Below are 23251 nucleotides of genomic sequence, written 5' to 3'. Positions count from 1 at the left end.
GGGTGGGTAAGGGAACGGTAAAGCGGTGTCGTTCGTTCTCCCGGCATGACAGCTATGACCCCTGGCTCGAACATCCCCCTGACGGCCGCGCGCGTGACGGTGGACGTCTCCGCTCCGGTGCGGCTCGACGTGTCGGGCCTGCTGCTCACCGGCGACGGCAAGGTGCGCTCCGACGACGACTTCATCTTCTACAACCAGCCGACCGGGCCGGGCGTGACGTACCGGTCGGGCGGCGGTACGGCGCCGGACGCGGTCACGGTCGACACGGCCGCCGTACCGCCGGAGATCGAGAAGATCGTCGTCACGGCCAGCCCGGACGCGGCCGGCCAGACCTTCCAGGGCATCGAGCCGACGGCCACCATCCGGGACGCCGACGGCGGCGCCGTGCTGGCGACGTTCACCCCGCCGCAGCTCGGCAGCGAGACCGCGCTGGTGGTCGTGGAGATCTACCGCCGGGGCGGCCAGTGGAAGGCGCGGGCCGTCGGACAGGGGTACGCCAACGGGCTCGCGGGCATCGCGACCGACTTCGGCGTGACGGTGGAGGAGCCGGCCGCGGCCCCGGCCGCGCCGGCCGCCCCGCCCCAGCCGGCCGCCGCCCCCGTGGCTCCGCCGCAGCCGGCCGCCGCCCCCGCCGCCCCGCCGCAGCCGGTGGCCCCGCCGCCCGCTCCCGCGCCCGGCGCCGGGAAGATCAACCTGGACAAGGGCCGGGTCAGCCTCCAGAAGAACCAGACCGTGTCCCTCGTCAAGGGCGGCCGGCCGCTGCTCTCCCAGGTGCGGATGGGCCTCGGCTGGGAGCCTGCGTTCCGCGGCAAGGACATCGACCTGGACGCCTCGGTCATCGCCTACGGCCCGCAGCGCAACCACATCGACAGCTGCTACTTCGGCAAGCTGACGATCCTGAACGGCGCGATCCGGCACTCCGGGGACAACCTGACCGGCGAGGGCGGGGGCGACGACGAGGTCATCACGGTCGACCTGGGCCTGCTGCCCCAGGAGGTCACCGGGCTGGTCTTCACCGTGAACTCCTTCTCCGGCCAGAAGTTCACGGAGGTCGCCAAGGCGTACTGCCGTCTGGTCGACGCCTTCTCGGGCGAGGAGCTCGTCCGTTTCGACCTCACCGGCGCGGAGCCCCGGACCGGCGTCATGATGGCCAAGCTCATCCGCCAGTTCTCCGGCGAGTGGGACATGACGGCGATGGGCGAGTTCGTGAAGGCCCGCACCGTGCGGAACATGGTGGAGCCGGGGGCGAGGGCCCTGTGACGCAGTGACCGCCGCTGCGGGCAGACCGTGGCTCCCCCAGTGCCTCAGGGGCCTGGGGGACCCCCAGCGCGCTCAGCCGGCCCGCAGCCCCTCCGTCAGCAGCCCCAGGTACCGCCGGATCTCCCGCTCCCCCACCCCCGCCAGTTCCGCCGCCGAAGCCACCCCGTGGGCCAGGCGCAGCACCTCGATCGGCTCCACGTCCCCCCGCAGCGCACCCGCCGCCTGTGCCGCCTCCACCAGCCGGGTCGTCGCCCCCTTCACCACGGACCCGCACGCCGTCAGCGCCGCCGCGCTGCCGGGCTCCGTCACCGCCGAGCTGAGCAGGGCCTTCATCCCCCGCACCTGAAGGGTGCGGACCGCCAGCTCGTACAGCCACTCCATGAGCGCCTCGCCCGGCGGCCGTTCCTCCGCCAGTTCGTCGGCGCGCGCCCCGAGCGCCTCGATCCGGTCGACGTACGCCACCTCCAGCAGCGCCTGCCGGGTCGGGAAGTGCCGGTAGAGCGTGCCCGAGCCGACGCCCGCCCGCTTGGCGATGTCATCGAGTGACGCGTTCTCCCCATGCTCGGCGAAGGCCTCGGCCGCCGCCTTCAGCAGCCGCTCGTAGTTGCGCCGAGCATCCGCGCGCATGGGCCTGCCCTGCGTCATCCACTCACTCCTTGCAAACCGGGGACCCTCTCCGTATCTTATCGAGCACTAAACGGAGACAGTCCCCGTTTACCGTCGCAGTGCTCCGTGGGCAGCTCACCCCTGCCCGGACATCCGCGTGCCCGGGGACGCCCAGACCGGGAGACCGCCATGTCCACCCCGTCCACCCCACCCACCCCGTCGGCACCATCGACGCCGTCGGCCTCGCCGGCCACCGAACCCTCCGCCAGGCCCGCGCCACCGGCGCGGCTCGGCACCACGCTCCTCGTCATCGTCACCGCCTACCTGATGGTCGGCGTCGACTCCACCGTCGTCAACGTGGCGCTGCCGGACATCCAGCGCGGCCTGCACTTCAGCCGCACCGGCCTGTCCTGGGTCCTCAACGCCTACACCCTCGCCTTCGGCGGCCTGCTGCTGCTCGGCGGACGCGTCGGCGACCTCCTCGGCCGCCGCCGCACCCTGACCGCGGGCGTCCTGCTGTTCGCCCTGTCCTCCCTGCTCGGCGGCCTCGCCGCCGACAGCGGCCAACTGCTCGCCGCCCGCGCCTTACAGGGTCTGGGCGCCGCCCTGATCGCCCCGAGCACCCTGGCCCTGATCACCACCGGCTTCCCCGAGGGCCCGCGCCGGCACCGCGCGCTGAGCGTCTACTCCTCGATGGCCGGCGTCGGCGGCTCCGTCGGCCTGGTCCTCGGCGGCCTGCTCACCTCATGGGCCTCGTGGCGCTGGGCGTTGCTCGTCAACGTCCCCATCGGCCTCGCCCTGGCCGTCGCCCTGCCCCGCTTCGTGCCCGAGACCCCGCGCCACACGGGCCGGTTCGACCTGCTGGGCGCGCTGACCGGGACGGTCGGCACCACCTCGCTGGTGTACGCGTTCATCCGGGTCTCGGAGAGCGGCTGGGGCGACGCCCGCGCGCTGCTCGGCTTCGCCGCGGCGGCCGTCCTGCTCGTCTGCTTCCTGCTGGTGGAGTACCGCGCGGACCAACCGGTGCTGCCGCTGCGCCTGTTCGCCGACCGCGACCGGGCCGGCGGGTACGCGAGCATCCTGCTGCTGCCCGCGGGGATGTTCGGCGCCTTCTACTTCCTCACCCTGTTCGGCCAGCAGGTGCTGGGCTACAGCCCGTTGCGCGCGGGCTGCGCGTTCCTGCCGATGACCCTGGTGATGTTCACGACCGTGCGGCTGGTGCCCCGGCTGCTGGCCCGGTTCGGCACCAAGCCGGTGCTGCTGACCGGCATGTCCCTGTCCGCGCTCGGCACCGGATGGCTGGCCCGGCTGGAGCCCGGGGACGGCTACGCGGCCGGGCTGCTCGGGCCGCTGCTCCTGGTGGGCCTGGGTCTCGGCCTGAGCTTCATGCCGCTCAACGCCACGATCCTGTCCGCCGTCACCCCGAGGGACGCGGGCGCGGCCTCGGGACTGCTCCAGACCTTGCAGTGGCTGGGCGGCACGGTCGGCCTGTCGGTCCTGGTCACGGTGTACGGCACGGCCACCCGGCACACCACCGGCTCCCCCGGCGCCGTCCTCACCCACGGCGCCGCCCAGGCCTTCGCCGCCGGTGCCCTGATCACCCTGGCCGGCCTGCTGCCGGCGGCGGCGGTCCTGACCGGCCGACGCGGGCCGGCGAGGTGACCGCGGCCCGCGCGCCGGGCGGCGCGTGACCTCTTCCGCCGCCTTCCGCTGCTTGAGGACGCACGGCTCGTTCCCACGGCCGCCCGTACGAGGATCACTCGCGCAGGGAACCGCGGGAACGAGCCGGCGCGTCAGTCACCGAGCAGGGCTCAGGCGCTCTTCTGGCGCTTCCAGGGGCCGGTGATGGCGAGCATGATGCCGGGCGTCTGGATGTTGGCGAAGAGGGTCTTGCCGTCGGGCGAGAAGGTGACACCGGTGAACTCGCTGTACTCCGGCGCCTCGGCGGTGCCGATGTTGAGCTCGTTGCGGGCGATCGGGTAGGTCCGGCCGCTGTCGGTGGCGCCGAACAGGTGCTGGACGCCCTCGCCGTCCTCGGCGATGACCAGGCCGCCGTACGGGGAGACGGTGATGTTGTCGGGACCGTCGAAGGCGCCGTCCTTCGCCGGGTCCGGGTTCACGCCGAGCAGCACCTTCAGCGTCAGCGTGCGGCGCTTGGGGTCGTAGAACCAGACCTGGCCGTCGTGCTGGACCGGGCTCTCCTGGCGGGCGTAGGAGGAGACGACGTAGACGCCGCCGTCGCCCCACCACATGCCCTCCAGCTTGCGGGCGCGGGTGACCTGGCCGTCCGTGAACTGCTTGCGCACCGAGACGGTCCTGGCGTCACGGTCGGGGACGTCCACCCAGTCGACGCCGTACACGGTGCCGATCCTGGTGGCGCGGGACAGGTCGTCCACGAACTTGCCGCCGGAGTCGAAGCACTTGAACGCCTGGAGCACGCCCGCGTCGTCGGCGAGGGTGCGCAGCTTGCCGCGGCCGTGGCGGAAGCCCTCCGGCGGGGTCCAGCGGTAGAACAGGCCGTTGGGGCCGGAGGCGTCCTCGGTGAGGTAGACGTGACCGCGCTTGGGGTCGACCACGACGGCCTCGTGGGCGTAGCGGCCCAGTGCCTTGATCGGCTTGGGGTCGCGGTTGGCCCGGCGGTCCTCCGGGTCGACCTCGAAGACGTAGCCGTGGTCCTTGGTGAAGCCGTTCTTGCCGGCCTTGTCCTCGGTCTCCTCGCAGGTCAGCCAGGTGCCCCAAGGGGTGCTGCCGCCGGCGCAGTTGGTGGCGGTGCCGGCGATGCCCACCCACTCGGCGACCTCGCCGCCGCGGCGGACCTCGACGACGGTGCAGCCACCGGCCGCCGCCGGGTCGTAGACCAGGCCCTCGGTGAGCGGCACCGGGTACGGCCACTGGGCGCGGGCACCGGCCAGCTCGTGGTTGTTGACGAGGAGGGTGGTGCCGCGGGGGCCCTCGAAGGTGGCCGTGCCGTCGTGGTTGGACGGGGTGAACTCGCCGGACTCCAGCTTGGTCCTGCCGCTGTACGTGACGATCTTGTACGAGAAGCCGGCGGGCAGGGCGAGGATGCCCTTGGGGTCGGCGATCAGCGGGCCGTAGCCGACGCCGTGGTGGTGGCCCCCGTGCGCGGACTCGGCCTCGGCGCTCTCGGTGTCCGTGGCGGCCAGGGCGTTCGGCGCGGTGGCGAGGGCGCCGACGCTGCCCGCCAGGGCGACCCCGGCACCGGTGATCGCGGATGTTCTGGCGAAGTCCCTGCGGGTGAGCGACATGGTGTCTCCTGTGACGACGGTGGTAGTGCCGTGGAGGGTGGGGGGCCTCGGTTCGGCGCACACGCTCCCGCCCACTTGTGAACGCGAGTTGAACGCCGGGCTACTTCACCGGTCCTTGTTCAAGAATCCGTACGCACTACCCCATCGCCAGCAAAAGGGCACCGGCCGGGCCGCGACCGGCCGGGCTCTCAACCGCCTTGCTGGGAGCGGGCCTTGAACGCCGCCTTCCGCGCCTGCTTGGCCACCTTCTTGTCCGGGTGCAGCCGCCCCATCGCGTCCAGGACCTCGGCGGTGGCGGGGTGCTCCACCCGCCAGGCCGCCGCGAAGAACCCGCTGTGCTGGGCGGCCAGCCCCTCCACGAGGGCCTGGAGCTCCTCGGAGTTGCCCTCGGCCGCGAGCTGTGCGGCCAGGGTGTCCACCGTCAGCCAGAACACCATGTCCTCGGACGGCGCCGGCACCCCGGCGGCGCCCCGCTCGCTCAGCCACACCCGGGCGAGCCCGCCCAGCTCGGGGTCGTCCAGCACCTCGCGCAGCGCGGGTTCGGCCTCGGCGCCGACCAGCGACAGCGCCTGCTGGCAGCGGAGCCTGCGCAGCGGGGCCCCGGCGTCCGCGCCGCGCGCCGCCGCGAGCAACTCCCGTGCCGCCGCGAGCGGTTCGCGGCGGGCCAGCCACTGCTCGGTCTCGGCCCGGGCGGCGGACTGGCCGAACCGGGCGGTGCCGTCGAGCAGGGCGTCCGCGCCCTTGCCGGCCAGGTCACCGACGGCCGGCGCCTCGAACCCGGCCTCCAGCAGCCGCGCCCGCAGCCCGTACACGCCGAGCGGGGTGAGACGGACCATGCCGTAGCGGGCGACGTCGGTGTCGTCCACGGTCGCGGCGGGTTCCTCGTCGGTGTCGGCCATCAGCGCCTCGTCCACCGGCCGGTAGTCCACGAGTCCGACCGGCTCCAGCACCCGGAACTGGTCGTCCAGCCGCATCATCGCGTCGGAGACCTGCTCCAGGACGTCGTTGGTGGGCTCGCCCATGCCGTCGGGCACGATCATGGAGGCGGCGAGGGCGGGCAGCGGGACGGTGCCGTCGCCGGGGCCGTCCTCACTGACGGTCAGCAGGTAGAGGTTGCCGAGGACGCCGTCGAGGAACTCCGCCTCGGCCTGCGGGTCCCAGTCGAGTGACGAGAAATCGACCTCACCGCCCTCGTCCAGGGCGTCGACCAGGTCGTCCAGGTCGGGGACGGCCGCGTCGGCGACGACGGCCTCCAGCGCGGCCAGCCACACGGTGAGCACGTCGCGCGGGGAACCGCCGGTGAGCAGCTTCAGCTCCTCCCCGGCCCGGACGGTGCCGGCCTCCTCGTCCACGATCTCGACCAGACCGGCGTCCACGGCGACCCGCCAGGCCTCGGCGGCGTACGCGGCGGCGTCGTCACCGGTCAGTCCGAGCAGTTCGACCGCGGCCGGCAACTGCTCCTCGACCAGCACTCCGCCGGCGTCGACGCGGGTGCCGGGGCCGGCCCAGCGCGCGAGGCGGGCCGCCCGGGAGAGCAACGGTGTGGACAGCGCGGCGCGCGCCAGCTCCGCTTCGGGATGCAGCCGTACGGGCGGCAGGGGGGAGCTGTCTGACATCGGCTGGTTCTCCTCGGACCGTGAACGGGCTCAGCCGCTCAGCCTAGACGGATTTCCACCCATGCCGCCCGGTTCATCTCACCGTAAGCAGCCGGACATGGCCGAAACCTTGACAACTCCCCGGGCCAGGCAGGAGATTGACGCGCGTAGAAGTTGGGGGGACAACTGTTCACTCGGCTCTATGCGTGTCACAGAGGGCCACCACCCCCACACGCTCCCGTTCCACCCTCGTCCCGGCGCATCGTCACGTCCCCGGAGGGATCCCTTGCCGAGCAGGTCTTCCGCGCGCCTCGCCGCGCTCACCGTCGCCGCCGTATGCAGCGCGGCGTCCGCCGTCGTCCTCACCTCCCCCGCGCACGCCGACTCGGTGCGCGTCCACGACATCCAGGGCACGACCCGGACGTCCCCGTTCGCCGGGCAGAAGGTGACGGACGTGCCCGGCATCGTCACGGCCACGCGCACGTACGGCTCCTCCAAGGGCTTCTGGATCCAGGACCCGACCCCGGACGACGACCCGGCCACCAGCGAGGGCGTGTTCGTCTTCACCAGCTCCACGCCGAAGGTCGCGGTCGGTGACGCGGTGAAGGTGACCGGCACGGTCTCCGAATACGTCCCGGGCGGCGCCTCCTCCGGCAACCAGTCGCTGACGGAGATCACCAAGCCGGTGGTCACCACCGTCTCCACGGGCAACGCGGTCCCCGCGCCGGTCGTCGTCGACGAGGACGCGGTGCCGGACGCGTACGCGCCCACCGGCGACGCCGCCGCGGCCAACTCGGTCAACGGCCTCCCCCTGGACCCGTCCGCGTACGCCCTGGACTACTACGAGTCCCTGGAGGGCATGAATGTCCAGGTCGCCGACGTCCGCGTGGTCACCGCGACCGACCCGTACAGCGAGCTGTGGGTCACCGTGAAGCCGTGGGAGCACCGCAGCCGCCGCGGCGGCACGGTGTACGGCTCCTACGACTCCCAGAACACCGGCCGGCTCCAGATCCAGTCGCTGGGCTCGACCGCCGACTTCCCGAAGGCGAACGTCGGCGACACCCTGGAGGGCACCACCACCGGCCCGCTGGACTTCAACCAGTACGGCGGCTACACCCTGGTCGCGAGCGAGCTCGGCACGCTGAAGAGCGCCGGCCTGGAGCGGGAGACGACGCGGAAGCAGTCGAGCCGCGAGCTGGCGGTGGCGACCTACAACGTCGAGAACCTCGACCCGTCGGACGCCACCTTCGACCAGCACGCCTCCGCGATCGTGCACCACCTCCAGTCGCCGGACATCGTGTCCCTGGAGGAGATCCAGGACAACAACGGCGCCAAGGACGACGGCACGGTCGACGCGGACCAGACCGTGACCAAGCTGATCGACGCCATCGTCGCGGCCGGCGGCCCGCGGTACGACTGGCGGTCGGTCAACCCGGTCAACGACCAGGACGGCGGCGAGCCCGGCGGCAACATCCGCCAGGTGTTCCTGTTCAACCCGGAGCGGGTGTCCTTCGTGGACCGCGCGGGCGGCGGCCCGACCACCGCCGTCGGCGTCACCAAGGTGCACGGCAAGGCGCAGCTGACGGTCTCCCCGGGCCGGATAGACCCGGCGAACGCCGCCTGGAGCAACAGCCGCAAGCCGCTCGCGGGCGAGTTCGCCTTCCACGGCAAGACCGTCTTCGTGATCGCCAACCACCTCAACTCCAAGGGCGGCGACCAGGGCCTGACCTCGCAGTACCAGCCGCCGGTGCGCAGCTCGGAGATCCAGCGGCACGCCCAGGCGACCGAGGTGAACGCGTTCGTCAAGGACATCCTGTCCGCGCAGAAGAACGCGGACGTCATCGCGCTCGGCGACATGAACGACTTCGAGTTCTCCGAGACCGCGCGGATCCTGGAGGGTGACGGCGAGCTGTGGTCGGCGATCAAGTCGCTGCCCGAGAACGAGCGTTACACCTATGACTACCAGGGCAACCAGCAGGTCCTGGACCAGATCCTGATCAGCCCGGCGATCCGCCGCGGCTGCGACTTCGAGTACGACAGCGTGCACATCAACTCGGAGTTCAACGACCAGATCAGCGACCACGACCCGCAGGTGCTGCGGTTCCGACCGTGACACGACGGCGGGACCGGCCCGGCTGCGCGCCCGGCCCGTCCCGCCGTCCCGTGCTCACCGACGGCTGCTCACCGACCGCCGCTCACCGGCAGCGGCTCACCGGCGGCGTCCGGCGGCAGGGGCTCACCGGCAGCGGTCGACGCGGCGCCAGATCACGGCCGCGCCGATGACGGCGGCGCCCGCCGCGCCGATCAGCAGTGCCGGCCGGGGGTGCCGCATCGCGGCGCTCACGGCGGACCGCACCGGGCGCGGCACCCGCGCGTCGTGCTCCATGGTGTGACCGGCGTGGGTCGCCCGGTCCCGCAGGGCGTGCCGGCCGTGTCCGGCCTGTTCCTGCACCAGGTGCCCGGCCTTGGTCATCCGTTCCTGCGCGGTGTGGCCGGCCCGCGCGGCGCGGTCCTGGACCAGGTGGCCCGCCTTGGCCGCCCGGTCCTGCACGCCGTGCCCCGCCTGGGCGGCGCCGGCGCGCAGCTGGACGGTCATGGCGCCGGCCTTGTCCCTCAGGTCGGCGGCGCGCGCCCGCGCCCGGCCCTTCACATCGACCCGGTCCACCAGCTGGGCGACGGTGTCGCCGAGCTGGTTCCGGGTGTGTTCGATCTGCCGCCGGAGCTCGTCGGGGCCCTTGGCGCCCGAGCCGTGCGGGTTCCTGTGCGTCATCGGTGTGCCCTTTCCCTGATGGCGTCGACGTCCGCCCTGACACTGCCGAGGGTCTTCTCGGGCGTGGGCGGGGCGGCGCGGCGCAGCTGGGCGCGGCCGGTCGCGGCCAGCAGGCCGGCGACGGCGAAGAACACCGCTGCCACGATCAGCGCCGCCGCCCACACGGGCAGTGCCAGGGAGAGGGCGGCGGTGGCCGCTCCGGCCAGGGTGATCAGGCCGACGTAGCCGACGGCGCCGGCGGCGCCCAGCAGGCCGCCGCCGCGTCCGGCCCGGCGTCCTTTCTCGGTCAGCTCCTCCTTGGCGAGGGCGACCTCCTGCCGCAGCAGCCGGGAGAGCTGTTCGGTGGCCCGGCCGACGAGTTCGCCCGTGGAGGGGTGCCCGTCGGCCGCGGGCCGGGTGTGCGAGGTCACGGTCACGGCGTTCCGCCTCCTCTCAGTGCGGAACCCCCGGGTACCCGGGCCGAAGGTCGTTAGCCCTGCCCGGTGCCGCCGGGCCCGCGTTCGCCGAGCCGCGCGAGTTGGGACTGGAACCAGTCCAGGCGGGCCTGCAACAGGGCAGCCTCGGCCACGAGTTCGGGTACGCCCGGCTCGCCGCCCGCGGTCAACCCGTCGGCTGCGGGGGCCGTACCGCCGACACCCGCGACCACCCGGAGCCCGTGTCCGGCCAGCCGGGCGAACCCCTCGAACGGGACCGGCGCGCGCCCGCGCAGGCAGCCCCCGCAGACGGGTGCGAGGACCCGCCAGCCCGGCCGGCCCCAGCCGGCGTCGGCCAGCGCGACGGCACCGGCGCCGCAGCCACACGGCCCGGCCGTGGCCGTGCGCACCCGCTGCCGGGCGTAGCGGAAGCCGCGCTCGAAGCGGATGTAGGCGCCGAGGACGGAGACCTCCAGCAGGACGGCCGCGCGGTGGTCGGCGGTGCACAGCAGGGCCTCGGCCGCCGCCCGGTCGTGCACGCAGTGGAAACCGCAGTCGCAGCGGCGCGCGGGCGGGCGGTGCCGGAAGCCGTAGACGCAGGAGGCGTCGTCCAGGACGCCGTACGGCAGCGCGCCGCCGAGCGACACACCCGTGAACCCGGCCCGGGTGCCGTCCTGGGACAGCACCGGGTGGGCGATCTTGTAGCCGGTCGGCGGCTCCGTCGGGCGTTCCGCCGGGAGCCGCAGCCTCATCGGGCGGCCGGGACCTCTTCGCGGGCCGCCCCGGCCGGTTCGACCGCGTTCGTGCGGACGGTCTCCTCGGGGACCTGCGGCTTCTCCTCCTGGACGAGCGGCCGTTCCTCCGCGACTCCGGTGGCCAGTGCCTTGCCGAGCTTCATGGTGCCTCCATGACAGACGTCGGTGACCCTACGGCCATAGTGACCCATGAAGTGCCGAGTTGGACACAGGGCCTCCGTCCATCCCGGCAAGGAATTAGCAACTCTTACTGATATTGCGTAGGAGAATTAAGTAGAGCTTCACGAAGGTGCTGCCGAGACTACTCCCATGACGACGAGTACCCGTAGGCCCGCTCCCTTCGGCCGCACCCTCTGCGCCATGATCACGCCGTTCACCGAGGAGGGCGCCCTCGACCTGGACGGCGCCCAGCGGCTGGCCGCGCACCTGGTGGCGCGGGGCTGTGACGGCCTGGTCCTGGGCGGCACCACCGGCGAGTCGCCGACCACCACCGACGGGGAGAAGGCGCGGATGGTCGCGGCCGTGCGGGAGGCGGTCGGCGACCGGGCCGCGCTGGTCACGGGCGTGGGCACGTCCGACACCCGGCACACGGTGGAGCTGGCGCGGGCGGCCGGGAAGGCGGGCGCCGACGGTGTCCTGGTGGTGACGCCGTACTACAGCCGACCCCCGCAGGAGGCCGTGGCCGCCCACTTCCGCCAGGTCGCCGACGCGAGCGACCTGCCGGTGATGCTCTACGACATCCCGGGCCGCACGGGCACCCGGATCGAGCCGGACACGATGATCCGCCTCGCGGACCACCCGCGGATCGTGGCCGTCAAGGACTGCTCCTACGACTTCCTCGGCACCCTGAAGGTGCTTCGGCGCACGGAGCTGGCGTACTACGCCGGCTGCGACGAGCACGTACTGGCGCTGTACGCGGTCGGCGCGGCGGGGTGCGTGAGCACGGTCGCGAACGCCGTACCGGACCGGGTCGCCGCGATCCTGGCCGCGTTCGACGCCGGCGACACCGCCCGCGCGGCCGGACTCCAGCGGGCCGTGACCCCGTTGACCGAGGCGATGATGGGCGCGGGCCTGCCCGGCACGGTCACCGCGAAGGCCCTCCTCGCCCGCCTCGGCCTGCCCGCGGGCCCGGTCCGCGCCCCCCTGCTGCCCGCCGACCGGGAGACGGCCGACGGACTGCTGACGGCGTACCGGGCGCTCACCGCGGGCTGATCCGCGCGGTGCGCCCCGAAGACGCGCGGGAAACCGCGCGACCAGCAGCCGGACGCGGTGCGTCAGTTGTGGCTGTGCAGGATGTCGTTCAGGCCGCCCCAGACCGCGTTGTTCGGGCGGGCCTCGACCGTGCCGGTGACCGAGTTGCGGCGGAAGAGGATGTTGGAGGCGCCGTTCAGCTCCCGGGCCTTGACGATCTGGCCGTCGGGCATGGTGATGCGGGTGCCCGCGGTGATGTACAGGCCGGCCTCGACCACGCACTCGTCGCCGAGCGCGATGCCGACGCCCGCCTCGGCGCCGATCAGGCACCGCTCGCCGATGGAGATGATCACGTTGCCGCCGCCGGACAGGGTGCCCATGGTGGAGGCGCCGCCGCCGATGTCCGAGCCGTCGCCGACCACGACGCCCGCGGAGATCCGGCCCTCGACCATGGAGGTGCCGAGGGTGCCGGCGTTGAAGTTGACGAAGCCCTCGTGCATGACCGTGGTGCCCGCCGCGAGGTGCGCGCCGAGGCGGACCCGGTCGGCGTCGGCGATGCGCACGCCCTTCGGGGCGACGTAGTCCGTCATGCGCGGGAACTTGTCGATCGAGGTCACCTGGAGGTGCAGGCCCTCGGCGCGGGCGTTCAGGCGCACCTTCTCGATGTCGTCCACGGCGACCGGGCCGAGCGAGGTCCAGGCGACGTTGGCGAGGTGGCCGAAGATGCCGTCCAGGTTCTGGCCGTGCGGCTTGACCAGGCGGTGCGAGAGCAGGTGCAGGCGCAGGTAGACGTCGTGGGCGTCGACCGGCTTCTCCTCCAGCGAGGCGATGACCGTGCGGACCGCGACCACCTCGACGCCCCGGCGGGCGTCCGGGCCGGTCGCCGCGGTCGCGCCGCCGCCCAGCAGCTCGGCCGCCTGCTCGGCGCTCAGCCGCTCGGTGCCGGCCGGACCCGGCTCCTCGACCAGCTCGGGGGCCGGGAACCAGGTGTCGAGAACGGTGCCGTCGGAGGCGATCGTGGCGAGGCCGGCGGCGACGGCGCCGGTGGTACGGGTTGCAGACTCGGTCATGGGAGAAAACCTAACGTGGGCGGGGTGGTGAGGGCGAACCGCGTCTCACGTGCCGGGCGCGGGTTCAGGGGATCAGCCGAGCCAGCGTGGCGCGCGCGTACTCCTCGTCGTAGGAACCGCCCGTCAGCAGCACCTGGAGGCAGATGCCGTCCATCAGCGCGAGCAGGGCCCGCGCCGTGACCGGGTCGGTGCGGCGGGCCAGCAGCGCGGCTCCCTGCTCGGTCCACTCGGCGGCGACGGGACGCAGCGCGGGGCGGCGCAGCGCGGCCAGGTACAGCTCGTACTCCAGCTCCACCCCGGTGCGCTCGCCCGCCAGCCACTTCCCGAGCGCACGGGCGAGATCCGCGGCGAGGTCGCCGTCGCCGCCCTCCGGCAGCAGCTCGGCCAGCACCCGGCCGAACCCCTCGTTCGCCTGCCGCAGCGCGGCCACCAGCAGCTCTTCGAGGGTGGCGAAGTGGTACGTCGTGGAGCCGAGCGGTACGTCCGCCTCGGCGGCGACCGTACGGTGGCTCAGCCCCGCGATGCCGTCCCGGCCGACCACGCGGATCGCCGCGTCGATGATCCGCTGCCGGCGCCCGGGGTCGTAGCGGCGCGGCATCAGTGCGTCGCCCCGCCCAGGTTCAGCACCACCACTCCGCCGATGATCAGCACGATCCCGGCGACCTTGGTCGCGCTGAGCCCCTCGCCGAACAGCAGCAGACCGAGGACGGCGATGGTCGCGGTGCCCACGCCGGACCAGATCGCGTACGCCGTACCGATCTGGACGGTCTTCAGCGTCCGGGCGAGCAGCGCGAAGGAGACGACGTACCCCACGGCGGTCACGAGCGAGGGCCACAGCCGGCTGAATCCCTCGCTGTACTTCATCGCCGTCGTGGCGGCGACCTCGGCGGCGATGGCGCCGGAGAGCAGCAGATACCCCATATGTACGAGCGTACACAACGACGCGTACGGCCGTACCCGGCGAGAGACCCCACCGGCTTCCGGTGCCGCCCGAGCACGCGAAAGGGGCCGTGGCACTTGGCCACGGCCCCTGTCACAGGCTGTGTGTCAGACGTTGAACCCGAGCGCCCGGAGCTGCTCGCGGCCGTCGTCCGTGATCTTGTCGGGACCCCACGGCGGCATCCAGACCCAGTTGATGCGCAGTTCGTTGACGAGGCCGTCCGTGGCGGACTTGGCCTGGTCCTCGATGACGTCCGTCAGCGGGCAGGCCGCCGAGGTCAAGGTCATGTCGATGGTGGCCACGTTGGAGTCGTCGATGTGGATGCCGTAGATCAGGCCGAGGTTGACGACGTCGATGCCCAGCTCGGGGTCGACCACGTCCATCAGGGCCTCGCGGAGTTCTTCCTCCGAGACCGGCTTCATCTCTGCGGTGTCGGTCATGCCGTCTTCCTTTCGGCGTCGGCGCCACCCAGCGCCTGGGCCGTCGCGTCCTTCCACGCCATCCAGCTCAGGAGGGCGCACTTGACCCGCGCGGGGTACTTGGAGACACCGGCGAACGCGACCGCGTCCTCCAGGACCTCCTCCATCGCGTCGTCGGGCTCGATCCTGCCCTTGGACTGCATCAGCTCCAGGAAGGTCTCCTGGATCTTCTGCGCCTCGGCCAGGTCCTTGCCGACGAGGAGCTCGTTGAGCACGGAGGCGCTCGCCTGGCTGATCGAGCAGCCCTGGCCCTCGTACGAGACGTCCTCGATCCTCGTGCCGTCGTACCTCACGCGCAGGGTGATCTCGTCGCCGCAGGTCGGGTTCACATGGTGCACCTCGGCGTCGCCATCCCTCAGACCACGCCCGTGCGGGTTCTTGTAGTGGTCCAGGATGACGTCCTGGTACATCGAGTCCAGCTTCACGGTGTCAGCTCACGCCTCTCAGCCGAAGAAGTTCCGTACGTGCTCCAGGCCGTCGACCAGAGCATCGATCTCGGCCGGCGAGGAGTACAGGTAGAACGACGCTCGCGTGGTCGCAGGAATTCCGTAGCGGAGGCAGACCGGACGGGCGCAGTGGTGGCCGACCCGGACCGCGATGCCCTGCTCGTCCAGCACCTGGCCCACGTCGTGCGGGTGGATGTCCCCGAGCGTGAAGGAGATCGCCGCCCCGCGGTCCTCGGCCGTCGTCGGGCCGATGATCCGCAGGTCGGGAACCTCCGTCAGGCGCCGCACCGCGTACTCCGTCAGCGCGTGCTCATGGGCGAGGATCTTGTCCATGCCGATCGACTGGAGGTAGTCGATCGCCGCGCCGAGGCCGACCGCCTGGGCGATCGGGGGCGTGCCCGCCTCGAACTTGTGCGGGGCGGGGGCGTACGTCGAGGAGTGCATCGAGACCGTCTCGATCATCTCGCCGCCGCCGAGGAACGGGGGCAGGTCCTCCAGCAGCTCCTGGCGGCCCCAGAGGACGCCGATGCCGGTCGGGCCGCACATCTTGTGGCCGGTGAAGGCCACGAAGTCGGCCTGGAGGGCCTGCACGTCCAGCGGCATGTGCGGGGCGGCCTGGGAGGCGTCGATGCAGACGAGCGCGCCGACCTCCTGGGCGCGGCGGATTATGGTCTCGACCGGGTTGACCGTGCCCAGGATGTTGGACACCAGCACGAAGGAGACGATCTTCGTCTTCTCGGTGATGATCTCGTCGATGTTCGACAGGTCGAGCCGGCCGTCGTCGGTGAGGCCGAACCACTTCAGCTTCGCGCCCGTGCGCTGCGCGAGCAGCTGCCACGGCACGATGTTGGAGTGGTGCTCCATCTCCGTGATGACGATCTCGGTCTCGTGGTCCACCCGGTAGGGCTCGTCGGCCCAGCCCAGCATGTTCGCCACGAGGTTCAGCGACTCGGAGGCGTTCTTGGTGAAGATCACCTCGTCGCGGCTCGGCGCGTTGACGAACGCGGCGACCTTGTCGCGCGCGCCCTCGTACAGCGCCGTGGCCTCCTCGGCGAGCACATGCACACCGCGGTGGACGTTGGCGTTGTAGCGCTCGTAGTACTCGCTCAGGGCGTCCAGTACCTGGCGCGGCTTCTGCGAGGTCGCCGCGTTGTCCAGGTACACGAGCTTCTTGCCGTCGTGGACGACTCGGTCCAGAACGGGGAAGTCCTTGCGGATCGCCTCGACGTCGAGGAGGCCCGGCAGCTGTGTCACGCGGATGCGCCACCCTTCACGTATGCCTCGTAGCCCTCGTTCTCCAGCTTGTCCGCGAGCTCCGGGCCGCCGGACTCGACGATGCGGCCACCGGCGAACACGTGGACGTGGTCGGGCTTGATGTAGCGCAGGATGCGCGTGTAGTGCGTGATCAGCAGGGTGCCGACCTCGCCGGACTCGCGGACGCGGTTGACGCCCTCGGAGACGATGCGCAGCGCGTCGACGTCCAGACCGGAGTCGGTCTCGTCCAGGATCGCGACCTTCGGCTTGAGCAGCTCCAGCTGGAGGATCTCGTGGCGCTTCTTCTCACCGCCGGAGAAGCCCTCGTTGACGTTGCGCTCGGCGAAGGACGGGTCCATGTTGAGGCGCTCCATGGCCTCCTTGACCTCCTTCACCCAGGTGCGCAGCTTGGGGGCCTCGCCGCGGATGGCGGTGGCGGAGGTGCGCAGGAAGTTGGAGACCGAGACGCCGGGGACCTCGACCGGGTACTGCATCGCCAGGAACAGGCCCGCGCGGGCGCGCTCGTCGACGGACATCTCCAGGACGTCCTCGCCGTCCAGGGTGACGGTGCCGCCGGTGATCGTGTACTTCGGGTGACCCGCGAGGGAGTAGGCGAGGGTCGACTTGCCGGAGCCGTTGGGGCCCATGATGGCGTGCGTCTCGCCCTGCTTCACGGTGAGGTCGACGCCCTTGAGGATCTCCTTCGTGGCGTTGTCGGCCTCGACGGTGACGTGCAGGTCTCGGATTTCAAGCGTTGCCATGGGTGCCTCAGGACTCCTGGGTGAGGGAGACGAGAACGTCGTCCCCTTCGATCTTTACGGGGTATACGGGGACGGGGCGCGTCGCGGGGAGGCCGGACGGCTTGCCGGTGCGCAGGTCGAAGGCTGAGCCGTGCAGCCAGCACTCGATCTGGCAGTCCTCCACCTCGCCCTCGGAGAGGGAGACGTTCGCGTGCGAGCAGATGTCGTAGATCGCGAACACCTCGCCCTCGGTCTTCACGACCGAGACCGGCGTGCCGTCGAGTTCCACCCGCTTCGGGGTGTCCTCCTCCAGCTCGCTCAGCCCACAGGCGCGTACGAACGACGTCATGCGACCGAAGCCTCCAGCTCTTCCTCGATCTTGGCGAGCAGGCGCTCCTCGATGTCGGCGACACCGATCTGCTGGACCAGCTCGGCGAAGAAGCCGCGGACCACCAGGCGGCGGGCCTCGTGCTCCGGGATGCCGCGGGCCATCAGGTAGAAGAGCTGCTCGTCGTCGAAGCGGCCGGTGGCGGAGGCGTGCCCGGCGCCGACGATCTCGCCGGTCTCGATCTCCAGGTTCGGCACCGAGTCGACGCGCGCGCCGTCCGTGAGGACCAGGTTGCGGTTCATCTCGTAGGTGTCCGTGCCCTCGGCCTTGGCCTCGATGAGCACGTCACCGATCCAGACCGCGTGCGCGTCGTCACCCTGGAGGGCGCCCTTGTAGACGACGTTCGACTTGCAGTGCGGGGTGTTGTGGGTGACCAGCAGGCGGTGCTCCTGGTGCTGCCCGGCGTCGGTGAAGTACAGACCGAACAGCTCGGCCTCGCCGCCGGGGCCGGCGTACTCCACCCGCGGGTGCAGGCGGACCACGTCACCGCCGAAGGTCACGACCACGGACTTGAAGGAGGCGTCCCGGCCGACCAGCGCGTTGTGCTGGGCGACGTGGACGGCCTTGTCGTCCCAGTCCTGGACGGAGACGACGGTCAGCTTGGCACCGTCCCCGAGGACGTAGTCGACGTTGGCGGCGAGCACCGCGTCACCGGTGTGGTCGATGACCACGACGGCCTCGGCGAAGGCGCCCAGCTCGATCACCTGGTGGCCGAAGGCGGTGCCGCCCCGGCCGTGCACGGCGATGCGGATCGGCTCGGTGAGGACGGTCTCCTTGGGGACGGTCACGACCGAGGCCTTCTCGAAGGCGGAGTACGCCTGGGCCGCGACGCGGTCCACCGGGGTGCCCGCCTTGCCGAGGCGCGCGTCGTCGCGGCCGACGGCCTCGACGGTGACGCCCTCGGGGGCCTGGACGTCGACCTTCACGCCGTCGCCGTTCGCGACGGCGGTGCCGTCGTGCAGGCCGCGCAGGCGCTCCAGCGGGGTGAACCGCCACTCCTCCTCACGGCCGTGCGGGACCGGGAAGTCCGCGACGTCGAAGGACGGGGGCGCGCTCATGCGCGAGACGACGGTCGACTCCGCGGCGACCGCGATCGAGCCGGCGGTGGTGGAACCCACCGGGATGTTCTGGGCCTCAGCCATGGCTGTCGTAATGCTCGCTTTCTTACGTGTGGGCTTGACGGGTGGTGCGGTCCGGTGGTTAACCGACCGCGCCCTCCATCTGCAGCTCGATCAGCCGGTTGAGTTCCAGCGCGTACTCCATGGGCAGTTCCTTGGCGATCGGCTCGACGAAGCCGCGCACGATCATCGCCATCGCCTCGTCCTCGGAGAGGCCGCGGCTCATCAGGTAGAAGAGCTGGTCCTCGGAGACCTTGGAGACGGTGGCCTCGTGGCCCATGGACACGTCGTCCTCGCGGACGTCGACGTACGGGTACGTGTCCGACCGGGAGATGGTGTCGACCAGCAGCGCGTCGCACAGCACGTTCGACTTCGACCCGGCGGCGCCCTCGCCGATCTCGATCAGACCACGGTAGGACGTACGACCGCCACCGCGCGCGACCGACTTCGAGACGATGTTGGACGACGTGTTCGGCGCCATGTGGACCATCTTGGCGCCCGCGTCCTGGTGCTGGCCCTCGCCCGCGAAGGCGATGGACAGGGTCTCGCCCTTGGCGTGCTCGCCCATCAGGTAGACGGCCGGGTACTTCATCGTCACCTTGGAGCCGATGTTGCCGTCGATCCACTCCATGGTCGCGCCCTCGTAGGCCACGGCGCGCTTGGTGACCAGGTTGTAGACGTTGTTCGACCAGTTCTGGATGGTCGTGTAACGGCAGCGGGCGTTCTTCTTGACGATGATCTCGACCACCGCGGAGTGCAGCGAGTCCGACTTGTAGATCGGCGCGGTGCAGCCCTCGACGTAGTGGACGTAGGCACCCTCGTCGACGATGATCAAGGTCCGCTCGAACTGGCCCATGTTCTCCGTGTTGATGCGGAAGTAGGCCTGGAGCGGGATCTCGACGTGGACGCCCTTCGGGACGTAGATGAAGGAGCCGCCGGACCACACGGCGGTGTTCAGCGCGGCGAACTTGTTGTCGCCGGCCGGGATGACCGTGCCGAAGTACTCCTTGAAGAGCTCCGGGTGCTCCTTCAGCGCGGTGTCGGTGTCGAGGAAGATGACGCCCTGCTCCTCCAGGTCCTCGCGGATCTGGTGGTAGACGACCTCCGACTCGTACTGGGCGGCGACACCGGCGACGAGGCGCTGCTTCTCGGCCTCCGGGATGCCCAGCTTGTCGTAGGTGTTCTTGATGTCCTCGGGCAGGTCCTCCCAGGACTCCGCCTGCTTCTCCGTGGAGCGCACGAAGTACTTGATGTTGTCGAAGTCGATCCCGGAGAGGTCGGAGCCCCAGTTCGGCATCGGCTTCTTCTCGAAGAGCTTCAGGCCCTTCAGGCGCAGCTTCGTCATCCACTCCGGCTCGGACTTCTTGCCCGAGATGTCGCGGACGACGTCCTCGTTGAGGCCGCGCCTGGCGGAGGCACCGGCCACGTCGGAGTCGGCCCAGCCGTATTCGTACTTGCCCAGGCCCTCCAGCTCAGGGTGGGCAGTCTCCGTGGGGAGAGTCATGCGGGGTTCCTCCCGGCCGTGCTTGCAGGTGCGTCAGTGGAAATCTTGGGGATGAACGTCGTGCAGACGCCGTCGCCGTGCGCGATGGTCGCCAGTCGTTGGACGTGGGTGCCCAGCAGCTCGGCGAAGATCTCGGTCTCCGCCTCGCACAGCTGCGGGAACTGTTCCGCGGCGTGGGCGACCGGGCAGTGGTGCTGGCAGAGCTGCTCGCCGACCGGTGCGCTGCGCGCCGTAGCAGCGTACCCGTCGGCGCTCAGGGCCTTGGCCAGCGCTTCGGCGCGTTTCTCGGGGCTCACGGACTCGACCGCCTCGCGGTACGCGCCCGCCTGGGCGGCGATCCGGGCGCGGGCGAAGGCGGCGACCGCCTCGGGGCCGCCCCCCTGCTCGGCGATCCAGCGCAGCGCGTCCACGGCGAGCTTGTCGTACGACTGGTCGAAGGCGTCCCGGCCGCAGTCGGTGAGCGCGAAGACCTTCGCGGGGCGCCCGCGCGTGCGCGTGCCGTACACCCGCTGCTCGCGGGCCTCGACGACGTCGTCGGCGACCAGCGCGTCCAGGTGACGCCGGACGGCCGCCTGGGTCAGTCCCAGCCGGCCGGCGAGTTCGGCGACGGTCGACGGCCCGTGGTCCAGGATGGACCGCGCGACCCGGTTGCGCGTCGAGCGCTCACCGGTCGCTAGCTCCTCCTGAGGGGCCCCCGTGGGGGTCTCCCGAGCCTCGCCGACGTTTTTCACAACGCCATTGTTGCGTAATTCCGCGGAGCCTGACAAGCGGCGTCCGGATCACCCGACGGTGCCCTGCGTCACTTAGGCATACCTAATCTGACCTGCGGAAACGATCATCCGATCGATCGCCCGGCCGGCGGCAGGGGCAATTCGGTGGCGCGCCGCGCGCCCGTCCGGGAGACTCCCGGACCATGCCCACACCCCCTCCGACCGGCCCTCTTGTCACCCGGGACGACATCGCCGCACAGCTGGGACTGCTCGGCGTCGAGACCGGTGAGACCCTTCTGGCGCACACCTCGCTCAGCTCCCTCGGCTGGGTCAACGGAGGCGCGGTCGCGGTCGTCCAAGGGCTCCTGGACGCGCTCGGCCCCTCGGGCACGCTCGTCGTCCCCACCCAGACGGGCGGCCACTGCGATCCGGCCGTCTGGGTGAACCCTCCCGTTCCCGAGGAGTGGTGGGACCGCATCCGCGCCACCATGCCGCCGTACGACCCGCTGATCACCCCCTCCCTCGGGGTCGGCGTCGTCCCGGAGACCGTGCGCACCTGGCCGGGCGCCCGGCGCAGCGCCCACCCGCAGACCTCCTTCGCCGCCGTCGGCCCCCGCGCGCGGGAGATCACCGACGGCCACGCCACCGACTGCCGGCTCGGTGAGCGGAGCCCCCTCGCCCGGCTGGAGGAGCTGGGCGCCCGGGTGCTGCTGCTGGGCGCGGGCTACGACGCCTGCACCGCCTTCCACCTCGCCGAGTACCGGATACCCGCGCCCCGCGTGGAGGTCGGGCGGCCCGCGGCCGGCGGCGGCTGGGAGACGGTGACCGAGGTCTCGATCACCTCCGACCGGTTCGACGAGCTGGGGCACGACTTCGAGCGGGACCGGCCGGTCGTGCGGGGAAGGGTGGGGGCGGCGGACGTCCGGCTGTTCCCGGTGGCGGACGCCGTGGCCTACGCCCAGCGGTGGCTGCCCCTGCACCGGCCCCGTGAGGAGGACTTCCGCCACCCCCGCGCCTGAGGGCCGGACGGCGTACCTAGACTCTGGACCCATGCGAAGTGAGCCGGTGGTCCAGGTCCAGGCCTTGGTGAAGCGGTACGGCACGAAGACCGCGGTGGACGGCCTCGACCTGGTGGCCCAGCCGGGCGTGACCGCTGTACTCGGCCCCAACGGGGCGGGGAAGACGACCACGGTCGAGACCTGCGAGGGGTACCGGAAGCCGGATTCCGGCACGGTGCGCGTCCTGGGCCTGGACCCGGTACGGCAGTCCGCCGAGCTGCGTCCCCGCATCGGCGTGATGCTCCAGTCCGGAGGCGTGTACTCCGGTGCCCGGGCGGAGGAGATGCTGCGCCACATGGCGAAGCTGCACGCCCACCCGCTGGACGTCGACGCCCTCGTCGAACGCCTCGGCCTCGGCTCCTGCGGCCGGACCGGCTACCGCCGGCTCTCCGGCGGCCAGCAGCAGCGGCTCGCGCTCGCCATGGCCGTCGTGGGCCGCCCGGAGCTGGTGTTCCTGGACGAGCCGACCGCCGGCCTCGACCCACAGGCCCGCCGGGCCACCTGGGACCTGGTGCGGGACCTGCGCGCCGACGGCGTCTCGGTGATCCTCACCACGCACCACATGGACGAGGCCGAGCAGCTCGCCGACGACGTCGCGATCATCGACGGCGGCCGGGTCATCGCCCAGGGCTCCCCGGAGGAGCTGTGCAAGGGCGGCGCCGAGAACACCCTGCGCTTCACCGGCCGGCCCGGCCTCGACGTCGGCTCCCTGCTCAAGGCGCTGCCGGCCGACTGCACGGCCGCCGAGCTGACCCCGGGCTCCTACCGGGTCGTCGGCAAGGTCGACCCCCAGCTGCTGGCCACGGTGACGTCCTGGTGCGCCCAGCACGGGGTGATGCCCGACCGGATCTCGGTGGAGCGGCACACGCTGGAGGACGTCTTCCTGGAGCTGACCGGCAAGGAGCTGCGCTCGTGACCACGGCGGGTACGTACACCCCGAAGCCCGGAGCCGCCCCGCTCCCCCGCATGATCGCGGCGCAGGCGGCGCTGGAGACGAAGATGCTGCTGCGCAACGGCGAGCAGCTGCTGCTGACGGTCGTCATCCCGACCCTGCTGCTGGTGCTCTTCAGCTCGGTCGACATCGTGGACACCGGCAAGGGCGAGGCCGTCGACTTCCTCGCCCCCGGCGTCCTGGCCCTGGCCGTGATGTCGACGGCGTTCACCGGCCAGGCCATCGCCACCGGCTTCGAGCGCCGCTACGGCGTCCTGAAACGGCTCGCCTCCTCGCCACTGCCCCGCTGGGCCCTGATGACCGCGAAGACGGCGTCCGTGCTGGTCACGGAGGTCCTCCAGGTCGTCCTGCTGACCGTCATCGCCTTCGCGCTGGGCTGGTCCCCGCACGGCAACCCCGCCGCCGTCCTGCTGCTGCTCGTCGTCGGCACCGCCGCCTTCTCCGGGCTCGGCCTGCTGATGGCGGGCACGCTGAAGGCGGAGGCGACGCTGGCCGCCGCGAACCTGGTCTTCCTGCTGCTGCTCGTCGGCGGCGGGGTCATCGTGCCGCTGGAGAAGTTCGGCTCGACGGGTGAACAGGTCCTCGGCCTGCTGCCGATCTCCGCCCTGTCGGACGGCCTGCGGGACGTGCTCCAGCACGGCGCCGGCATGCCCTGGGGCGACCTGGGGATTCTCGCCGTCTGGGCGGTGGCCGGCCTCGCCGCGGCCGGGAAGTTCTTCCGCTGGGAGTGACGGAT

General features: G+C 71.8%; 25 protein-coding genes. 7 read left to right on the top strand and 18 right to left on the bottom strand.

Going from position 1 to position 23251, the window contains the following annotated elements; genetic code table 11:
* Nucleotides 1-54: 54 nt before the first annotated feature.
* Nucleotides 55-1260, top strand: a complete 1206-nt coding sequence (locus tag AQJ11_RS20565) for a TerD family protein (protein ID WP_059263973.1) — start codon at nt 55-57, stop codon at nt 1258-1260.
* A gap of 72 nt (nt 1261-1332) precedes the next feature.
* On the opposite strand, the gene AQJ11_RS20560 is transcribed toward AQJ11_RS20565, so the two are convergent.
* Nucleotides 1333-1905 carry a TetR/AcrR family transcriptional regulator gene (locus AQJ11_RS20560; RefSeq protein ID WP_059263972.1) on the bottom strand — a complete coding sequence of 191 codons (573 nt, stop codon included), beginning with the start codon at nt 1903-1905 and terminating at the stop codon, nt 1333-1335.
* 150 nt (nt 1906-2055) lie between these two features.
* Between AQJ11_RS20560 and AQJ11_RS20555 the strand changes: the two genes are divergently transcribed.
* On the top strand, nt 2056-3528 hold the full coding sequence (locus AQJ11_RS20555; RefSeq protein WP_059263971.1) for an MFS transporter: 1473 nt from the start codon (nt 2056-2058) through the stop codon (nt 3526-3528).
* Nucleotides 3529-3677: 149 nt separating this feature from the next.
* Here AQJ11_RS20555 and AQJ11_RS20550 read toward each other — a convergent pair whose 3' ends face one another.
* Entirely contained in the window at nt 3678-5132 is a 1455-nt protein-coding gene (locus AQJ11_RS20550; RefSeq protein WP_014671963.1) for an alkaline phosphatase PhoX, read from the bottom strand.
* Nucleotides 5133-5320: 188 nt separating this feature from the next.
* Nucleotides 5321-6748: a hypothetical protein gene (locus AQJ11_RS20545; protein ID WP_014671964.1), complete on the bottom strand. Its 1428-nt coding sequence runs from the start codon at nt 6746-6748 to the stop codon at nt 5321-5323.
* Nucleotides 6749-7013: 265 nt separating this feature from the next.
* On the opposite strand from AQJ11_RS20545, the gene AQJ11_RS20540 reads away from it, so the two are divergent.
* Nucleotides 7014-8840, top strand: coding sequence for an endonuclease/exonuclease/phosphatase family protein (locus tag AQJ11_RS20540; protein ID WP_059263970.1), 1827 nt, complete (start codon nt 7014-7016; stop codon nt 8838-8840).
* A 123-nt stretch (nt 8841-8963) separates the two neighbouring features.
* Here the strand turns inward: AQJ11_RS20540 and AQJ11_RS20535 are convergent, their stop codons facing one another.
* From AQJ11_RS20535 to AQJ11_RS49875, 4 genes are read right to left on the bottom strand one after another with little or no spacing between them, the layout of a single operon-like run.
* On the bottom strand, nt 8964-9497 hold the full coding sequence (locus AQJ11_RS20535) for a DUF3618 domain-containing protein (RefSeq protein ID WP_058080083.1): 534 nt from the start codon (nt 9495-9497) through the stop codon (nt 8964-8966).
* Nucleotides 9494-9913, bottom strand: a complete 420-nt coding sequence (locus AQJ11_RS20530; protein WP_014671967.1) for a phage holin family protein — start codon at nt 9911-9913, stop codon at nt 9494-9496. The genes AQJ11_RS20535 and AQJ11_RS20530 overlap by 4 nt, the downstream gene beginning before the upstream one ends.
* A 53-nt stretch (nt 9914-9966) precedes the next feature.
* The gene (locus AQJ11_RS20525; protein ID WP_059263969.1) at nt 9967-10662 is read right to left on the bottom strand and encodes a hypothetical protein; all 696 of its coding nucleotides are present in this window, start codon (nt 10660-10662) and stop codon (nt 9967-9969) included.
* Complete coding sequence (locus tag AQJ11_RS49875) at nt 10659-10808, bottom strand: hypothetical protein (RefSeq protein WP_167360868.1); 150 nt, start codon at nt 10806-10808, stop codon at nt 10659-10661. Before AQJ11_RS49875 ends, AQJ11_RS20525 begins: the two co-directional genes overlap by 4 nt.
* 166 nt (nt 10809-10974) lie before the next feature.
* On the opposite strand from AQJ11_RS49875, the gene dapA reads away from it, so the two are divergent.
* Nucleotides 10975-11877: a 4-hydroxy-tetrahydrodipicolinate synthase gene (gene dapA, locus AQJ11_RS20520; protein WP_079082364.1), complete on the top strand. Its 903-nt coding sequence runs from the start codon at nt 10975-10977 to the stop codon at nt 11875-11877.
* Between the two features lie 62 nt (nt 11878-11939).
* On the opposite strand, the gene dapD is transcribed toward dapA, so the two are convergent.
* The 11 genes from dapD to AQJ11_RS20465 all read right to left on the bottom strand — a co-directional run bounded on the left by dapD (nt 11940) and on the right by AQJ11_RS20465 (nt 20526).
* Nucleotides 11940-12926: a 2,3,4,5-tetrahydropyridine-2,6-dicarboxylate N-succinyltransferase gene (gene dapD / locus AQJ11_RS20515; protein WP_059263967.1), complete on the bottom strand. Its 987-nt coding sequence runs from the start codon at nt 12924-12926 to the stop codon at nt 11940-11942.
* Nucleotides 12927-12990: 64 nt separating this feature from the next.
* Nucleotides 12991-13524, bottom strand: coding sequence for a TetR/AcrR family transcriptional regulator (locus AQJ11_RS20510; protein WP_058080086.1), 534 nt, complete (start codon nt 13522-13524; stop codon nt 12991-12993).
* Nucleotides 13524-13847, bottom strand: a complete 324-nt coding sequence (locus AQJ11_RS20505; RefSeq protein WP_014671973.1) for a DMT family transporter — start codon at nt 13845-13847, stop codon at nt 13524-13526. Before AQJ11_RS20505 ends, AQJ11_RS20510 begins: the two co-directional genes overlap by 1 nt.
* 126 nt (nt 13848-13973) lie before the next feature.
* Complete coding sequence (locus tag AQJ11_RS20500) at nt 13974-14306, bottom strand: metal-sulfur cluster assembly factor (RefSeq protein WP_014671974.1); 333 nt, start codon at nt 14304-14306, stop codon at nt 13974-13976.
* Nucleotides 14303-14770 carry a Fe-S cluster assembly sulfur transfer protein SufU gene (sufU, locus tag AQJ11_RS20495; RefSeq protein WP_014671975.1) on the bottom strand — a complete coding sequence of 156 codons (468 nt, stop codon included), beginning with the start codon at nt 14768-14770 and terminating at the stop codon, nt 14303-14305. The genes AQJ11_RS20500 and sufU overlap by 4 nt, the downstream gene beginning before the upstream one ends.
* An 18-nt stretch (nt 14771-14788) precedes the next feature.
* On the bottom strand, nt 14789-16045 hold the full coding sequence (locus AQJ11_RS20490; protein WP_014671976.1) for a cysteine desulfurase: 1257 nt from the start codon (nt 16043-16045) through the stop codon (nt 14789-14791).
* On the bottom strand, nt 16042-16806 hold the full coding sequence (sufC, locus tag AQJ11_RS20485) for a Fe-S cluster assembly ATPase SufC (protein ID WP_014671977.1): 765 nt from the start codon (nt 16804-16806) through the stop codon (nt 16042-16044). Before sufC ends, AQJ11_RS20490 begins: the two co-directional genes overlap by 4 nt.
* A 7-nt stretch (nt 16807-16813) precedes the next feature.
* Complete coding sequence (locus AQJ11_RS20480) at nt 16814-17134, bottom strand: non-heme iron oxygenase ferredoxin subunit (RefSeq protein WP_014671978.1); 321 nt, start codon at nt 17132-17134, stop codon at nt 16814-16816.
* Nucleotides 17131-18315, bottom strand: a complete 1185-nt coding sequence (gene sufD, locus AQJ11_RS20475) for a Fe-S cluster assembly protein SufD (protein WP_059263966.1) — start codon at nt 18313-18315, stop codon at nt 17131-17133. Before sufD ends, AQJ11_RS20480 begins: the two co-directional genes overlap by 4 nt.
* A gap of 58 nt (nt 18316-18373) precedes the next feature.
* Entirely contained in the window at nt 18374-19795 is a 1422-nt protein-coding gene (gene sufB / locus AQJ11_RS20470; RefSeq protein ID WP_014671980.1) for a Fe-S cluster assembly protein SufB, read from the bottom strand.
* Nucleotides 19792-20526, bottom strand: coding sequence for a helix-turn-helix transcriptional regulator (locus AQJ11_RS20465; protein WP_014671981.1), 735 nt, complete (start codon nt 20524-20526; stop codon nt 19792-19794). The genes sufB and AQJ11_RS20465 overlap by 4 nt, the downstream gene beginning before the upstream one ends.
* A 182-nt stretch (nt 20527-20708) precedes the next feature.
* Between AQJ11_RS20465 and AQJ11_RS20460 the strand changes: the two genes are divergently transcribed.
* From AQJ11_RS20460 to AQJ11_RS20450, 3 genes are read left to right on the top strand one after another with little or no spacing between them, the layout of a single operon-like run.
* Nucleotides 20709-21524, top strand: coding sequence for an AAC(3) family N-acetyltransferase (locus tag AQJ11_RS20460; RefSeq protein WP_059263965.1), 816 nt, complete (start codon nt 20709-20711; stop codon nt 21522-21524).
* Nucleotides 21525-21555: 31 nt separating this feature from the next.
* The gene (locus AQJ11_RS20455; protein WP_058080092.1) at nt 21556-22479 is read left to right on the top strand and encodes an ABC transporter ATP-binding protein; all 924 of its coding nucleotides are present in this window, start codon (nt 21556-21558) and stop codon (nt 22477-22479) included.
* A gap of 50 nt (nt 22480-22529) precedes the next feature.
* Nucleotides 22530-23246 carry an ABC transporter permease gene (locus AQJ11_RS20450; RefSeq protein ID WP_059264040.1) on the top strand — a complete coding sequence of 239 codons (717 nt, stop codon included), beginning with the start codon at nt 22530-22532 and terminating at the stop codon, nt 23244-23246.
* Nucleotides 23247-23251 lie beyond the last annotated feature (5 nt).

This window comes from Streptomyces corchorusii (assembly GCF_001514055.1).
Classification (GTDB): Bacteria; Actinomycetota; Actinomycetes; order Streptomycetales; family Streptomycetaceae; genus Streptomyces; species Streptomyces olivaceoviridis.
The sequence above is the reverse complement of the archived record's forward strand: the minus strand, read 5'-3'. Positions and strand labels throughout refer to the sequence as shown.

Excerpts from the sequence above, each read along its gene's own strand:
- AQJ11_RS20565 (WP_059263973.1), top strand. The coding sequence starts at position 55 with ATGACCCCTGGCTCGAACATCCCCCTGACGGCCGCGCGCGTGACGGTG.
- AQJ11_RS20560 (WP_059263972.1), bottom strand. The coding sequence starts at position 1,905 with ATGACGCAGGGCAGGCCCATGCGCGCGGATGCTCGGCGCAACTACGAG.
- AQJ11_RS20555 (WP_059263971.1), top strand. The coding sequence starts at position 2,056 with ATGTCCACCCCGTCCACCCCACCCACCCCGTCGGCACCATCGACGCCG.
- AQJ11_RS20550 (WP_014671963.1), bottom strand. The coding sequence starts at position 5,132 with ATGTCGCTCACCCGCAGGGACTTCGCCAGAACATCCGCGATCACCGGT.
- AQJ11_RS20545 (WP_014671964.1), bottom strand. The coding sequence starts at position 6,748 with ATGTCAGACAGCTCCCCCCTGCCGCCCGTACGGCTGCATCCCGAAGCG.
- AQJ11_RS20535 (WP_058080083.1), bottom strand. The coding sequence starts at position 9,497 with ATGACGCACAGGAACCCGCACGGCTCGGGCGCCAAGGGCCCCGACGAG.
- AQJ11_RS20525 (WP_059263969.1), bottom strand. The coding sequence starts at position 10,662 with ATGAGGCTGCGGCTCCCGGCGGAACGCCCGACGGAGCCGCCGACCGGC.
- AQJ11_RS49875 (WP_167360868.1), bottom strand. The coding sequence starts at position 10,808 with ATGAAGCTCGGCAAGGCACTGGCCACCGGAGTCGCGGAGGAACGGCCG.
- dapA (WP_079082364.1), top strand. The coding sequence starts at position 10,975 with ATGACGACGAGTACCCGTAGGCCCGCTCCCTTCGGCCGCACCCTCTGC.
- dapD (WP_059263967.1), bottom strand. The coding sequence starts at position 12,926 with ATGACCGAGTCTGCAACCCGTACCACCGGCGCCGTCGCCGCCGGCCTC.
- AQJ11_RS20510 (WP_058080086.1), bottom strand. The coding sequence starts at position 13,524 with ATGCCGCGCCGCTACGACCCCGGGCGCCGGCAGCGGATCATCGACGCG.
- AQJ11_RS20505 (WP_014671973.1), bottom strand. The coding sequence starts at position 13,847 with ATGGGGTATCTGCTGCTCTCCGGCGCCATCGCCGCCGAGGTCGCCGCC.
- AQJ11_RS20500 (WP_014671974.1), bottom strand. The coding sequence starts at position 14,306 with ATGACCGACACCGCAGAGATGAAGCCGGTCTCGGAGGAAGAACTCCGC.
- sufC (WP_014671977.1), bottom strand. The coding sequence starts at position 16,806 with ATGGCAACGCTTGAAATCCGAGACCTGCACGTCACCGTCGAGGCCGAC.
- AQJ11_RS20480 (WP_014671978.1), bottom strand. The coding sequence starts at position 17,134 with ATGACGTCGTTCGTACGCGCCTGTGGGCTGAGCGAGCTGGAGGAGGAC.
- sufD (WP_059263966.1), bottom strand. The coding sequence starts at position 18,315 with ATGGCTGAGGCCCAGAACATCCCGGTGGGTTCCACCACCGCCGGCTCG.
- sufB (WP_014671980.1), bottom strand. The coding sequence starts at position 19,795 with ATGACTCTCCCCACGGAGACTGCCCACCCTGAGCTGGAGGGCCTGGGC.
- AQJ11_RS20460 (WP_059263965.1), top strand. The coding sequence starts at position 20,709 with ATGCCCACACCCCCTCCGACCGGCCCTCTTGTCACCCGGGACGACATC.
- AQJ11_RS20455 (WP_058080092.1), top strand. The coding sequence starts at position 21,556 with ATGCGAAGTGAGCCGGTGGTCCAGGTCCAGGCCTTGGTGAAGCGGTAC.
- AQJ11_RS20450 (WP_059264040.1), top strand. The coding sequence starts at position 22,530 with ATGATCGCGGCGCAGGCGGCGCTGGAGACGAAGATGCTGCTGCGCAAC.